Raw genomic sequence first — 13,170 nt, 5'->3', positions numbered from 1 at the left:
GCCGCCTCTCCGCCGAACGAGTGTGAGCCAACCAGATCAACGAGAAACCTCTACGCCAACCGAGTGGTGAACACCGCTTTCGTGATACTCCCGCGTGCCCGGTCCAGGCTCCGGTGCCGGGCATGGACGTCCCGTCGCGTTCCGGGCCCGTGGCCGCAGGCTTCTCCTTCTGGTCAAGTCGAAGGATGGGGTTGTCGGCCTTGAGGGCCGACAACCCCATCAGCGAGTGGCCCCGGCGTCTGTGTGCACGGGGGGGCTGCTCGGGTCAGGAGGTGTGGTTGGCGAGGAAGTCGGTGATGAGCTTCTGCCATTCCTCAGGGCGCTCGACCATGGGCAGGTGGCCGGTGGGGATCTCGGCGATTTGGGCGCCGGGGATGTTGTCGGCGAGCTGGCGGTGCAGGGCCGGCGGGACGAGGTGGTCGGCGGTGGTGGAGATGACCAGGGTGGGTACGCGGATGGCGGCGAGGTCGTCGCGGACGTCGATCCGGGTGGCGAGTTCGGCGTGCTCGACAGTGCCGTCGGCGAGGTCGGCGGCGGCGTAGGCGATGACCTGCTCGAGCTGCTCGGCGGGCATGGCCTCCAGGGCCTGGGGGCTGAGGGCGTGAGGGAAGAGGAACTCGCTGACCAGCTGGCGGTCGCCGGTGGTGGCGAGCTTGCCCCAGACTCTGATGGTCAGGGCCTGCTGGTTGTTGGGGTGGGCCAGGGTGGCGGTCAGGACGAGGGCGGTGACGCGCTCGGGGTGGCGGGCGGCGGCGCGGATGGCGACGGGCCCGCCGAGGGAGTAGCCGTGCAGGGCGAAGGTCTCCAGGCCTTCGGCGACGGCGGCGGCGACGAGCTGGTCGGCCAGGTCGTCCAGCGACAGCGGGGTGGTGGAGCGGGGGGTGTCGCCGCTGCCGGGGTAGTCGACGCCGACCACGGTGTGGTGGGCGGCCAAGCCGTCCAGGATCGGGCCGTAGGTTCCGGCGAAGCTGCTGCCGGCGCCGTGGGCCACGACCAGGCCGGGGCCGGAGCCGCGGGTGGTGCGGGCGTGGGTGGGCTGGGGGAGGGTGCGTGCGGACATGAGGACTTCTCTTTCAGGAAGTGTTGTTCAACGGGGGTCGGTGGTTGCGGAGGCTGGGGCGTGCTGCCGCCAGCGTTGGCGGATCTGCTCGAGTGCGGGCAGCAGGGCCCGGCCGTGGGGGGTGAGGGTGTAGGTGGCGGGGCCGGTTGGGAGCTGGGCGTGGGTGACCGGGCCCGCGTTGACCAGGTCCCGCAGCCGGTCGGCGAGCATCTTGGTGCTGATGGCGCCGATGGCTGCCCGTAGTTCGCCGAAGCGGGCGGGCCGGGTGGCCAGGGTGTGCAGGATGATCCCGTTCCACTTCTGGCCCAGCACCGCGAACGCGGCGGCCAGGTCCGCATCCGCCGCAAGAGGTGCGGGCGCGGGAGTGGTGGCCAGGGCCATCTGTTGCGGCCTTCCGTCTCATGGCGTGCCGGTGGTTGGGGCATGCGCGGATTCGGGCGGGGGTGGGCCGTAGCCGGTCGGTGCAGGAGCCGGCTACGGCCCTGGGGCTGCCGGACGGGGGATTCCGGTGCCCGGTGGGGCCGTCTCACCCGCCCCGCATGAGGTGAAAAGAGCGGGTGGGACGGCGGTCTCGGGTCAGGGCAGGAGGACGACCTTGCCCCGGGCGGTGCGGGTCTCGATGTCGGCGTGGGCGCGGGCGGCCTCGGCCAGCGGGTAGATGGCGCCGATCGGCAGGTCGAGTCGGCCGACGGCGATCAGGGGGGCCAGCTCGGGCAGGGCCTGCGGGAAGCGGTCGGTGGGGTCGGCACCGGTGAAGCGCACGCCGTGCTCGGCGGCGGCCATGTCGGCGATGGTGAGCACTCGGGCCGCGTCGCCGGTCAGGGTGATCGAGTCCGCCAGCACGCCCGCGCCGACGGCGTCGAAGACGCGGTCCACGCCCTGTGGGGTGGCGCCCTTGACCCGCTCCACCCAGCCGTCGCCGTACAGGACGGCGGTGGCACCGAGCTCGGTGAGCCGCTGCAGGTCGTGCTCGCCGGCGGTGGCGACGACGGTGATGCCCCGGGCGGCGGCGAGCTGGACGGCAATGGTGCCAACGGAGCCACCCGCGCCGTGGATCAGCAGGGTCTCGCCCTCCTCGGGAGCCAGGTGGTGCAGGCCGCGGTAGGCGGTCTCACCCACCGTGACCAGGGCGGCGGCCGTCTCGAAGGAGACCTCGGCCGGCTTCGGCACCGGTCGGTCCAGCAGTGCGTACTCGCTGTACCCGCCGACGGAGGCGACGCCGAAGACCTCGTCGCCGACCGTGGCGGTGGCGCCCTCGCCGGCCTTGTCGACGACGCCGGCCACGTCCCAGCCCGGCATGTGCGGGAACTCCACCGGCATGATGCCAGCCATCATCCCGGAGCGGATCTTCAGGTCGATCAGGTTGACGGCGACCGCCCGGACCTTGATCCGGACCTGGCCCGGACCAGGCTCCGGGGCGTCGACCTCGGTCAGGGTGAGCACGTCCGGGCCGCCGTAGCGGGAGTAGGTGATCGCGGTGGACATCGAGTACTCCAGGAAGGGGAGGCGGGGACACCCACCGAATCACTCGGTGTGTGTGATTGCCCTTTCAGGTGTATCACACAGGTCGTATGAAACAAGAACCCCACGCACGGTGGCCTAAGTCACACATGGTGTGTGATTTCTGGTTAGGATGAGTCCCATGACGTCCAAGCCGCCCGTCCACCGCCGCCAGCCGAACCCGAACAACCCCCGCGTCCAGCGCACCCGCGCCCGCATCCTGGCCGTCGCCCGCGAGCTGCTACCCGAGGTCGGACTCACCGGGCTGAGCACCGCCTTCCTGGCCGAGCGGGCCGGCGTCACTCGCCAGACCCTGTACCGGCACTGGCCCAACCGCGCCGCCCTGCTCTCCGACCTCGCCCTGCAAGGCCCCGACGTCGGCTACCCCGAACCCGGCACCGACATACGCACCATCGCCACCGCCTGGCTGGTCAGCCTGCGCGCAGGCATCAGTGTCCCCGCAACCCGCACCGCCGCCCTCGCCATGGCCGCCGAAGCCGACCACGACCCCGACAGCGCCCAGGCCCTGCAGCACATCGTCGAAGACCGCCTCGCCGCCCTCAACGAACTCCTGGAACCGTCCGGCCTGCAGATCACCGCCGAGCAGTACACCCTGCTCTACGGACCACTCCTCGCCCGCCTCTTCTTCGACCGCGCCGAGGCCACCGACGGCTTCATCGACACCACCGTCACCCAGTGGCTCACCACCATCGACCGCACGACCGAGCCATGACCGGACAACAGCAGATCTGTGAGCCACATCGGTTGACGTGCTCAGCGGTTCCGGCCAAGCCGAGCGCACCACGCACTGGCACGAAGTCCTCAACGGCTCCGAGCGGACCAAATCCCCGGCGGGTTGCGACTGGCGCTGCCCGCCGACCGGGCGGCCGCGAGTACCGCGCTCGCCGTCGCCGAGCTCTCCGTGGCGGCCAGGGGGAAGCCGGGGCTGCGGCGGGCCCGGCCGTCGGGGTCGATCGTGAGGAGTTCGTACCCTAGCCGCGTACCGATCCAGCCGTGGGCGTCGGGGCCCTGCACCACCGCTGCCGTGGCCCAGCAGTCCGCCCAGGTCAGGTCCGGCCCGGTGACGGTGGCGGCGAGGAGGCGCTGGGACGGCCGGCCGGTGCGGGGGTCGAGGATGTGCGGGCCGCGCTCGGCGCTGCCGGAGGAGGCCACCGCGAAGTCCCGGCCCTCGACCGTGGTGAGCAGCCGGCCCGGGCGGCAGGGGTCGGCGATGCCGACGCGCCAGGAACGGCCCGGCGCCGGCTCGCCACCGAGGCGGATGTCTCCTCCGCCGTTGACGAGGCTGTTCGGTGCTCCGGCGGCGCGCAGGGCGGCGTACGCCTGCTCTACCGCCCAGCCCTTGACGAGGCCCGACGGGTCCAGGCGCTCGCCGGCGCGGGCGGAGAAGTATCCGCGGGTGGCGGTCTCGGCGCGTTCGCACATCCGCAGGACCTGATCGACCTCGGGCGGGGCGTCGCAGAGGTTCATCGATGCCTCGGCGATGCGGCTGATGGCGCTGTCGGGGCGGTACGTGGAGAAGACGCGGTCGACGTGGTGCAGCCAGGCGACCGCCTCGGCCAGCGCGGCGCGGATCGCGCGGGTGGGACGGTGGCGCAGATCGAAGGAGAAGACCGTGCCCATGACGTTTTCGGTGTGGCGCAGGCGTTCGGCCCGGCGGGGCGGTTCCTCAGGCACGGGCCCGGTCCAGGGCGCTCTGGAGGGAGCGGATGTACCCCTCGCTGGTGTAGGTGGCGCCGGACACGGCGTCGATGTCCGCGCTCTGCGCGCCGATCGCCTCGTCGGTGAGGCGGGGGACGGCGTAGGAGGCGATGGTGCGGTCGCGCCGGTTCTCGTCGGGGACCTGGAGCACCTCGACGGCCGTCAGCCGTCCGCCGTTCATGGTGACGGCCACCTGCACGGGCCCATAGCGGGTGTCGATTACCGCTCCGGTGAAGGTGTCCGGGCGGTTCGCCCCGGTGGAGCCGGCCGTGGGGCCGGTCGTCGGGTCCGTGCCGGGTGACGGGCGGTCGGCGTGGTGCGGCTTGAGCGCGAGCAGCGAGACGATGCCCGTCACGGTTGCCGTGGTGGTGAGGGCCATGCGGCGCATGGGAACTCCTGGGATCGCGGGGCGGGGGCTGGGGGACCTCACAGGGCGAAGGACTCCTGGTGGATGCGGTGGGGGGCGACGTCTGCCTCGCGCAGGGCGGCTCCGGCGGCCGCGGTCATGCCCGGGGGCCCGCAGAGGTAGACCTCGCGCCGGCCGAGGTCCGGGACCAGGGCGGTGAGGGCGCAGGAGGTGAGGGGCAGGGTGTGCGCGGCGGGCTCGTCCACCGCGTAGTACACGCGGGCTCCGCGCCGGGTGGCGATGGCGTCCAGTTCGCCGCGCAGGACCAGGTCGGCGGGGGTGCGCGCCCAGTAGACGAGGATGAGGTCGCCGGGCATGGTCTCGAACAGAGCGCGCAGTGGGGTGATGCCGATGCCTCCCGCCAGTAGCAGGGTGCGGCCGGGCTCGGCGTTCCGGGCGACGAGGGCTCCGTACGGGCCTTCGGCCCACACCCTGGTTCCGGGCCGCAGCCGTGTCAGGGCGGCGCTGTGGCCGCCGAGCGCCTTCACGGTGATGCGGAGGAACCCCGGGCGGGCCGGGGCGGAGAGGGAGTACGGGTTGGCAGCCCACCACAGGCCCGGGGTGAGGAAGCGCCAGCGGAGGAACTGGCCCGGGAGCGCGGCCAGCTCATCGAGGCGGTCCCCGGTCATGACAACGGAGACCACGCCGGGTCCTTCGGGGCGTACCTCGGCGACGGTCAGGCGGTGGCGGCGGGCCGAGCGCAGGGGGGCGAGGAAACGGAACCAGAGCACCAGGGCGGCGGCCGTCAGGTACATCGCGTACCAGAGGACCTGGGCGCTGCGGTTGCCGACGAAGTCGGCCCCGTCGGCGAGCTGGTGGCCGAAGGCGAGGAAGACGGCCGCGTAGGTGGCGAGGTGGAGCACCTGCCAGGTTTCGTAGGAGAGCCGTCGCCTGGCGGCGCGGGCCGATACCACGGCGGTGAGCAGGAGGAGGAACCAGGCCGCCGTTGCTTTGAGCATGTCCGGATAGTCCAGGACGAGGCGGGCTGTCTGGTCCGCCAGGCCGGTGTGGCCGGAGAGCGCGTATCCCCACGTGATCAGCAGGGTGTGGGCGAGGACCAGGGAGATCGTGTACCGGCCGCCGGCCGCGTGCCAGCACGCGAGGCGGTCGCTGCCGACCGTCCGGTCCAGCCAGGGGACGCGGGCCATGAGGACGACGATCACGGCGCAGGCGTAGCCGGCGAGCAGGCCTGTGATGCGGCCCGCTCCGGTGAGCCAGCCGGCCAGGCCGACGACGGAGGTGGTGTCGGCCCACCACAGGGTGAGCACGGCGGCGGCGCCTGCCCAGCCGAGCGCGTGCAGGCCCGCCGGAGCGAGCCGGGGGGCGAGCGGCGGGCCGACGGCCCGGTGCGGGGGCGTCCGGGTCGCGTCGCAGGCGGGGTGAACGGCCACGGCGTCTCCAAGTCTTTCGGGAACCGGCTCTGCGTCGGGGAGACGGCAGAGGCCGGTGGGACAGGTCCCACCCTGGCGGCGTTTCCTCTGAGAAGCCTTTGAAGAGCCCCGCTCCGAGGCGGTTCAGAGGAAACTCAAAGGTGGGACGGGCGCCCGGGGGTGTCGGCAGGGGCCCGGCATGGGCGATGCTGGACGGACCATGCATCTTCCCGCTCCCTCCTCCCCGCTCCTGCGGCCCGACGGCGCTCCCGTCCGCGTCCTGGTCGTCGACGACGAACCGGACCTCACCGACGTGCTCGGTGCGGCTCTGCGCGCCGAGGGCTGGGACGTCCGTACCGAGGCCGACGCCGCCGGAGCCCTCGCGTGCGCGGCCCGGTTCGGGCCCGACCTCGTCGTACTGGACTGGATGCTGCCCGACCTGGACGGTCTGTCCCTGCTGCGCGCGCTGCGTGCCCGTTGTCCCGGGGTGTGCGTGCTGTTCTTGACGGCGAGGGACGCGGTCGAGGACCGTATCGCGGGCATCACGGCGGGTGGCGACGACTACGTCACCAAGCCGTTCAGCCTGGAAGAGGTCCTCGCGCGGCTGCGCGGGCTGATGCGGCGGGCGGGGATGGCGCGCGCCGACCGGAACCCGCGCCTGGTGGCGGGCGATCTGGTCATGGACGAGGAGGCGCGGGAGGTCACCCGCGGCGGGCAGATCGTTGAGCTCTCCCGTACGGAGTTCGAGCTGCTGCGGTTCCTGATGCGCAACCCCCGCCGGGTGCTGTCGAAGGAGCAGATCCTGGACCGCGTGTGGTCCTACGACTTCGGGGGCCGCGCGCACGTCGTCGAGCTGTACATCAGCTACCTCCGCAAGAAGATCGACGCGGGGCGGCCGCCGCTGATCCACACGGTGCGCGGGCTGGGATACGTACTGAAGCCGGAGCAGCGGTGAGCCGGGGCCGGCTGCGCCTGCCCCGCTCGCTGCGCGGCCGGCTGACTGCCGGACTGGTCGTGCTCCTAGGCCTGGCCTGCGCGGCCGTGGGGACGGTCACCGTCCTCGCGCTGCGGGGCTTCCTCATCGGCCGGGTCGACCAGCAGCTCACCGCGAGCGGGGGCCGGTTCGCGGCCAGTCTGGAACACGAGGCCGAGCCCGACGCCGACAACCTCCCCGACACCCGGGGCCAGGCGCCCGGGACCTTCGGCGCCCGCCTGCTGGGTGGCCGGGTGACCCAGGCCGCCGTCGTGGACGACACCAGCCAGCGGTCCGTCCCGCTGGGCGGCGCCGACCTCCGCACCCTGGAGGCCGTGCGGCCCGGCGCCGGAGGGCGCAGCGTGCGGCTGCCAGCCCTGGGCCGCTACCGCGTCGTCGCCGCGACGGGCGACGACGGAGACGTCCTGGTCACCGGGCTCCCCCTGCACCCCGTCGAGGAGACCCTCCACCGTTTGGAGGCGGTGGAGAGCGTGGTCTTCAGCATCGCACTGGTCATGGCCGGATGCGCCGCCGGGCTGTGGGTACGGTCCTCCCTGCGTCCGCTGGAAGAGGTCTCCCTGACCGCCGTGGAGGTCACCCGGCTGCCGCTGGCGGCTGGCGAGGTGGCGATGCCCGCACCGGTCCCGCACGCGGACTCGGACACCGAGGTCGGCCGGGTGGCCACCGCCCTGAACCTCATGCTCGGCCACGTCGGTGACGCCCTGACGCGCCGCCACGTCAGCGAGGAGCGGCTGCGGGGCTTCGCTGCCGACGCCAGCCACGAACTGCGCACCCCCGTGGCGACGGTACGGGCCCACGCCGAGCTGGCGCTGCGCCATCCCGGCCCGGTTCCCGACGAGGTGCGCCATGCCCTGCACCGGGTGGCCGCCGAATCGCACCGGATGAGCGCCCTGGTCGACGACCTGCTGCTGCTCGCCCGCCTCGATGCCGGGCGTCCGCTGGAGCGGCAGCCGGTCGACCTGACACGCATCGTCCTCGACGTCATCGATGACGTCCACGCGCTCTCTCCCGGCCACCACTGGGAACTGGACCTGCCCGAGGAGCCGGTGGTCGTCCCCGGAGACCTGCACCGGCTGCACCAGGTGGTCGCCAACCTCGCGGCCAACGCCCGCCTGCACACCCCGGCGGGCACCCATGTCACCGTGGCGCTGTCCTCGGACGCGGGGCGGGTCGGCCTCAGCGTGGCCGACGACGGGCCCGGTGTCCCGGCGGCGCTGCTACCCGACGTCTTTCGGCGCTTCTCCCGGGGGGACACCGGCCGCTCCCGCTCCACCTCGGCGGCCGGTGCCACCGGTTCCACCGGATCCACCGGCCTGGGGCTCGCGATCGTCGAGGCCGTCGTCCACGTGCATGGCGGCGACGTCACGGTCGAAAGCCGCCCCGGACACACCGTGTTCCGCCTCTCCCTTCCCGCCGGCCCGCCGCCAGAGGGCGGCGGCTACACCGCGACCGTGTCCAGCAGCCCCACACACTGATCGGCCGGGGCAGGGCCGAGACCCGTCAACTCAACTGCATCGTCAGTGCCATCGTCCGGTACTCCAGCCGGCAGCCCAGCGGCGCCGTCTGCGGCCCGGACAGCTGATGGGCAGCAGCGTGCGGGGTCCGCTGGCAAGTCCCACCTTCTGATCGCGCTCGGCACCGAAGCAGCGATGGCCGTATACCGGGTCAAGTACGTCCTAGCGACCAAGCTGGTCAACGAGCTCGTCGAGGCCGCCGACGAGAAGCAGCTGACCAAGACCATCTCCCTACTTCGGCGGGCTGCCGACGATGCGCTGCTGGGCTTCACGGACGCTGACCTACAGGAACAGGCACACGCGATCAGCACAGGCAAGCCGTACGTCCTGCGTGTCACCGTCACCTGAAGATCCACCATCTTGAAGTGGCTGGTCAGCGTGCTGATGTGTCAGGGTTCGTGGGTATTCGTACTGGTCGTGGGCGGGTGTCTGTGGTGTAGATCGTCCGTCAGGGCGGTTCGTGGTGGCTCCGGCCCCGACGCGCTCCCGCCGGACTACGAGCTCATCGGCCGGTCACGGTCCGTCGGGTCGGCGAGATACTCGGCTTTCCTGCTGGCGCCCGGGGCAAGCTGGAGCCGCTTCGCGCACAACCGACCAAGCTCGCCGACCGCGGCTGGCTGCGCAAACTCGCCGACGGCCGGTTCACGATCGGGGTTGAGAGGATCGGACAGTGGAATAGCGCTGGACGGCCGGAGCGCGTGGATCTTCACGAACCGCGCGGCGCGTTTCTCAGGTCGGTTCGTTGAGACAGCGCGCGAACACGCCAGTGAAACAGCGATGAAGCACGTACAAGGCGCTGACCTTGCTAAAGGTTCTTCCTCGGTCCGATCCTCCTCAACCCCGGAAGCGGGCTACCACGCTCTCGACACCCGCACCGGTCCGTGACTTCCTGAACAACCTCGGCCCGAATCCCGCCGCGGCCAGGTGGCTGAGCTCGCGCATCTGGCGAACGCGGCGAACTCGTGGTCGGCGATCGTCCTTCTCACCCTGCCCTACCGTCTACGCGGCACGAGTCCGTTCTCGTAGGCGATGATCGCCAGGTGGACGCGGTCCCGAGCTTCGAGCTTGGCGAACAGACGCGCGACATGGGTCTTCGCCGTCGCTGCGCTGATCGCCAACCGCTCGGCTATCTCAGCGTTCGACAGTCCCTGTCCGACCAGTGCCAGCACCTCGCGCTCCCGGTCGGTGATCCCCGCGATGAGACTTGAGTCCGCGGCGGGCTCGGCGTCCGGTGCGGGGGCCGCGGGGCCGGACGTTCCGGCGAAGTCCGCGATCAGCCGTCGGGTGACGCTCGGCGCGATCAACGCGTCGCCGGCCGCTACCACGCGGATCGCGTCCAGGATCGCGTCCAGGGCCATGCTCTTGAGCAGGAATCCGCTGGCGCCGGCGCGCAGTGCGCCGTAGACGTACTCGTCGTCGTCGAAGGTCGTCAGCACCAGCGCCTTGGGCGGGTCCGGCTCGGCGGTCGCCTGCCGGGTCGCCTCGATCCCGTCCATGCCCGGCATCCGGATGTCCATCACCACGACGTCCGGCCGCAGCTCGCGCACCAGGCGCACCGCCTCGCGGCCGTCGCCGGCCTCGCCGACCACCTCCAGGTCGGTGGTGCTGCCGATCAGGATCCCGAGCCCGACCAGCATCAGCGGCTGGTCATCGACCAGCAGTACTCGCACGCTCATGCCGGGAGCCTCGCCGTCACCCGGAATCCGCCCTCCGGACGCCGGCCGGCGCTGAACTGGCCGGACAGCAACGTCACCCGCTCGCGCATGCCGAGCAGGCCGAAGCCGCTCCCGCCGGCCGCCGCCGAGGGCCTCGGACGGCTGGGCCCGCCGGGACCGTCGTCCCCGTCGTCCACCACCTCGATCGTCACTCCCGCCGGCTCGTATCCGACCGCGACCCGGCACGTCCGCGCACCGGAATGCCGCACCACGTTCGTCACCGACTCCTGGACGATCCGGAACGCCGACAGCTCGATCTCCGGCGGCAGCGGACGCCGCTCGCCCCGCCAGGCCACGTGGACCCGCACCCCGGCGTCGGCCGTGCGTTCGGCGAGCCGCGGGATATCGGCCAGGCTGCCGGCCGGCGCCAGCGGAGCGGCCCCCGGCATGGCGTCGTCCGGCTCGGCGCGGCGGAGCGCCCCGAGCATGCGCTGCAGCCCGAGCAGCGTCTCCCGACTGGTGGTCTCGATGCCGGTCAGCGCCTGCCGCGTCTGCTCGGGCTTGGTCTCCACGACCCGCGCCGCCGCTCCCGACAGCACCGTGATGATCCCGATGCTGTGCGCGACGCTGTCGTGCAGTTCGCGGGCGATCCGCAGCCGCTCGGCCATGACGGCGCGGGCCGCGGTCTGCTCATGCAAGGCTCCGAGGTATTCACGGCGTTTGCGATACACCCCCCCGAAGACCCACGCGACCGCGAACCACAACGCGAACTGCCCGGCCCACTGGGCCGCGTCGCCGAGGGTCTCCCCGGGGTAGACGTGGATGTTCTCGACGAACGCGGCCGCGACGGCCGCGACGGAGCCGACGGCGGCAGCCTTCGGCCGCCGGACGGCGAGGTGCCCGCCCAAGAAGACGAGCAGGACGAACACGATCCAGGGCCGCACGCCGAAGAGGTCGCCGAGGACCGATTCGCCCAGGATCGCCGCGAAGACCGCCGCCGGCAGACGGCGCATCAGCAGAACCGGAAGGGCGAGCACGACGCACAGACCCATCATCTGGATCTGGAAGGGCCCGAGGCCTGGAAACCGGAACAGGCCGTCGTGGTGCGGAACCTGAGCGATCGACCAGCAGAGCATCACCGCGTAGAAGCAGGCGGTGGCCAGCACCACGGCCCGGTCCGTCAGCCAGGTCACGCGCTCCGATGCCGAGAGACGCTGGAGAAGCTCTTCCATACGGAGATCGTATTCAGCGGCGTCGGCTCCGCGCGTCGCCCCGGGGATGTACGCGCCTGTACACCCCCGGGCCGACGGCCTGGGGAACGGTGACATCCACCGGCCGACGCGACGGAGGAGCTGCGGAACCTAGCGTCGATCCCATGAAACGCAATCGCTGTATCAGCGCTGTATCAGCGCTGTCGCGGTGCTGGCGCTCGCCGCCCTCGTCACCGGAAGCAGCGCCGGGTTCGCCGCCACGACCACACCGTCGGCCACACCGGTGGCCACGCACGCGTTCGACACCGCACCGGCCACGGCCACCGCGCCCACGCCGTCCTTCCAAGGCACGCTCCCCGCGCCGACCGGCCCCTACGCCGCCGGCGAGGACGTCATCCACCTCACCGACGCAATCCGTCCCGACCCGTGGGTGCCGTCATCCGGCCCCCGCCAACTGACCGTCACGATGGTCTACCCGGCCGTCCCCGGGACCGGGACTCCGGCCCCTTATATGACCCTCGCCGAGGCAGCCGGAGCCATCCAGCACCGGAAGATGCCGACGAGCTCCGGCGTCACCCCACAGAACCTTTCCAGCGTCACCACTCACGCCTTCGACGGCGCGCGGCCGCAACGCGGCAAGCATCCGCTGGTGGTCCTCTCACCCGCGTACGAGGACCCGCGCATGGTGCTCACCTCGCTCGCGACCGACCTGGCCAGTCACGGCTACGTCGTCGCGCTCGTCGGCCACACCTACGAGGACAGCGGCGAGACGCTGGCGAACGGCCAGACGCCGCCGTGCGCGATCTGCGATGACCCGGCGCGGCTCGACTTCGACTCCGTCGCCGCCAGCCGCGCGCTGGACGTGTCCTTCGTGATCGACCAGTTGACGCATGGCAATACCGCGTGGCGCCTGGCACACCTCATCGACAAGCACAAGATCGGCATGGCCGGACACTCCCTCGGCGGAGCGGCGGCCGCCGCCACGATGATCGCCGACCCGCGAGTACTGGCCGGAGTGAACATGGACGGCTCCTTCCACCCGGCCCCGATGCCCGGCCAGATCAACCGGCCGTTCCTCATGCTGGGTGCGGCCGCCGACCACCACTCGGCCGGCGGCGAGTGGGAGCAGACCTGGGCCGCCCTCGGCGGCTACAAGAAGTGGCTGACGGTCGCCGACGCCGACCACTTCAGCTTCACCGACCTGGACCTGCTTCTGGCGGAGGCCGGGTTCCCGACGCCGCCCCTCTCCCCGGAACGCGGGGTGGTGATCACCCGCGAGTACGTGACAGCGTTCTTCGACCGGACGCTGAAGGGGATCCACAGTCCGCTGCTGGACGGCCCCTCGCCGAACAATCCGGAAGTACTCTTCCAGTACTAGAGCCTGTGTGATGTCGTGATCAGGTGTGGGGTATTTGCCTACTTCGCGGGGCGGGGTCCGGTAGGGCTTTGGTCGTGAGGCGTAGGCAACTCACCCACGCGGGTACGGCGGCGTTCGGTATCGGCCTGGCGGCCGTCGTTCGTGGCTGTGGTCACGACGGGTGGATCCTTGGGGGTCGGACGTCGGGCAGGGGCTGGCTGACGCGGGGCATGCCGAGGTGGTAGTTGGCCCCGAAGCATTCCAGTTGGCCGAGACGGCGCTGCAGTGTTGAGCTTGTTCCGCTTTGACGGACACCGTTGGTGTGGTGGTCAGGCTGCGAGGGTGGTCTCGTATTCAGCGGGACTGCGGTAGCCGAGGCTGCTG

Annotated in this window: 12 protein-coding genes and 1 pseudogene; 5 read left to right on the top strand and 8 right to left on the bottom strand. The window is 71.8% G+C overall.

Annotated elements, in window-relative coordinates; all coding sequences use genetic code 11:
* Positions 1-265: 265 nt before the first annotated feature.
* The 3 genes from ABTY04_RS38915 to ABTY04_RS38905 form a co-directional block, all read right to left on the bottom strand.
* Positions 266-1,060, bottom strand: a complete 795-nt coding sequence (locus tag ABTY04_RS38915) for an alpha/beta fold hydrolase (RefSeq protein WP_352218163.1) — start codon at positions 1,058-1,060, stop codon at positions 266-268.
* A 27-nt stretch (positions 1,061-1,087) separates the two neighbouring features.
* Positions 1,088-1,441: a winged helix-turn-helix transcriptional regulator gene (locus ABTY04_RS38910; RefSeq protein ID WP_352218162.1), complete on the bottom strand. Its 354-nt coding sequence runs from the start codon at positions 1,439-1,441 to the stop codon at positions 1,088-1,090.
* A 195-nt stretch (positions 1,442-1,636) separates the two neighbouring features.
* A complete protein-coding gene (locus tag ABTY04_RS38905) occupies positions 1,637-2,545 on the bottom strand; it encodes a quinone oxidoreductase family protein (RefSeq protein ID WP_352218161.1) in 909 nt (302 codons plus the stop codon).
* Between the two features lie 157 nt (positions 2,546-2,702).
* Between ABTY04_RS38905 and ABTY04_RS38900 the strand changes: the two genes are divergently transcribed.
* A complete protein-coding gene (locus ABTY04_RS38900; protein WP_352218160.1) occupies positions 2,703-3,293 on the top strand; it encodes a TetR/AcrR family transcriptional regulator in 591 nt (196 codons plus the stop codon).
* Between the two features lie 89 nt (positions 3,294-3,382).
* Here ABTY04_RS38900 and ABTY04_RS38895 read toward each other — a convergent pair whose 3' ends face one another.
* From ABTY04_RS38895 to ABTY04_RS38885, 3 genes are read right to left on the bottom strand one after another with little or no spacing between them, the layout of a single operon-like run.
* Positions 3,383-4,255, bottom strand: a complete 873-nt coding sequence (locus ABTY04_RS38895) for an FAD:protein FMN transferase (protein WP_352218159.1) — start codon at positions 4,253-4,255, stop codon at positions 3,383-3,385.
* Entirely contained in the window at positions 4,248-4,667 is a 420-nt protein-coding gene (locus tag ABTY04_RS38890; RefSeq protein WP_352218158.1) for an FMN-binding protein, read from the bottom strand. The genes ABTY04_RS38895 and ABTY04_RS38890 overlap by 8 nt, the downstream gene beginning before the upstream one ends.
* 38 nt (positions 4,668-4,705) lie before the next feature.
* Positions 4,706-6,076 carry a ferredoxin reductase family protein gene (locus ABTY04_RS38885; RefSeq protein ID WP_352218157.1) on the bottom strand — a complete coding sequence of 457 codons (1,371 nt, stop codon included), beginning with the start codon at positions 6,074-6,076 and terminating at the stop codon, positions 4,706-4,708.
* Between the two features lie 199 nt (positions 6,077-6,275).
* Between ABTY04_RS38885 and ABTY04_RS38880 the strand changes: the two genes are divergently transcribed.
* The 3 genes and pseudogenes from ABTY04_RS38880 to ABTY04_RS38870 form a co-directional block, all read left to right on the top strand.
* Positions 6,276-7,010, top strand: coding sequence for a response regulator transcription factor (locus tag ABTY04_RS38880; protein WP_352218156.1), 735 nt, complete (start codon positions 6,276-6,278; stop codon positions 7,008-7,010).
* A complete protein-coding gene (locus tag ABTY04_RS38875) occupies positions 7,007-8,524 on the top strand; it encodes a sensor histidine kinase (RefSeq protein ID WP_352218155.1) in 1,518 nt (505 codons plus the stop codon). The genes ABTY04_RS38880 and ABTY04_RS38875 overlap by 4 nt, the downstream gene beginning before the upstream one ends.
* 132 nt (positions 8,525-8,656) lie before the next feature.
* Positions 8,657-8,794, top strand: a pseudogene (locus ABTY04_RS38870) (IS21-like element helper ATPase IstB); the annotation flags it as partial.
* Positions 8,795-9,555: 761 nt separating this feature from the next.
* On the opposite strand, the gene ABTY04_RS38865 reads toward ABTY04_RS38870, so the two are convergent.
* Positions 9,556-10,239, bottom strand: coding sequence for a response regulator (locus ABTY04_RS38865; protein ID WP_352218154.1), 684 nt, complete (start codon positions 10,237-10,239; stop codon positions 9,556-9,558).
* On the bottom strand, positions 10,236-11,450 hold the full coding sequence (locus tag ABTY04_RS38860) for a sensor histidine kinase (protein WP_352218153.1): 1,215 nt from the start codon (positions 11,448-11,450) through the stop codon (positions 10,236-10,238). The genes ABTY04_RS38865 and ABTY04_RS38860 overlap by 4 nt, the downstream gene beginning before the upstream one ends.
* A gap of 187 nt (positions 11,451-11,637) precedes the next feature.
* On the opposite strand from ABTY04_RS38860, the gene ABTY04_RS38855 reads away from it, so the two are divergent.
* A complete protein-coding gene (locus tag ABTY04_RS38855; protein ID WP_352218152.1) occupies positions 11,638-12,807 on the top strand; it encodes an alpha/beta hydrolase family protein in 1,170 nt (389 codons plus the stop codon).
* The last annotated feature ends 363 nt before the right edge of the window (positions 12,808-13,170 follow it).

The organism is Streptomyces sp. NPDC097981, assembly GCF_040302565.1.
GTDB lineage: Bacteria > Actinomycetota > Actinomycetes > Streptomycetales > Streptomycetaceae > Streptomyces.
The sequence above is the reverse complement of the archived record's forward strand: the minus strand, read 5'-3'. Positions and strand labels throughout refer to the sequence as shown.

Bases quoted from the DNA above. Each gene is read 5' to 3' on its own strand.
- ABTY04_RS38900 (WP_352218160.1), top strand. From the start codon at position 2,703: ATGACGTCCAAGCCGCCCGTCCACCGCCGCCAGCCGAACCCGAACAAC.
- ABTY04_RS38865 (WP_352218154.1), bottom strand. From the start codon at position 10,239: ATGAGCGTGCGAGTACTGCTGGTCGATGACCAGCCGCTGATGCTGGTC.
- ABTY04_RS38910 (WP_352218162.1), bottom strand. From the start codon at position 1,441: ATGGCCCTGGCCACCACTCCCGCGCCCGCACCTCTTGCGGCGGATGCG.
- ABTY04_RS38905 (WP_352218161.1), bottom strand. From the start codon at position 2,545: ATGTCCACCGCGATCACCTACTCCCGCTACGGCGGCCCGGACGTGCTC.
- ABTY04_RS38880 (WP_352218156.1), top strand. From the start codon at position 6,276: ATGCATCTTCCCGCTCCCTCCTCCCCGCTCCTGCGGCCCGACGGCGCT.
- ABTY04_RS38860 (WP_352218153.1), bottom strand. From the start codon at position 11,450: ATGGAAGAGCTTCTCCAGCGTCTCTCGGCATCGGAGCGCGTGACCTGG.
- ABTY04_RS38915 (WP_352218163.1), bottom strand. From the start codon at position 1,060: ATGTCCGCACGCACCCTCCCCCAGCCCACCCACGCCCGCACCACCCGC.
- ABTY04_RS38890 (WP_352218158.1), bottom strand. From the start codon at position 4,667: ATGCGCCGCATGGCCCTCACCACCACGGCAACCGTGACGGGCATCGTC.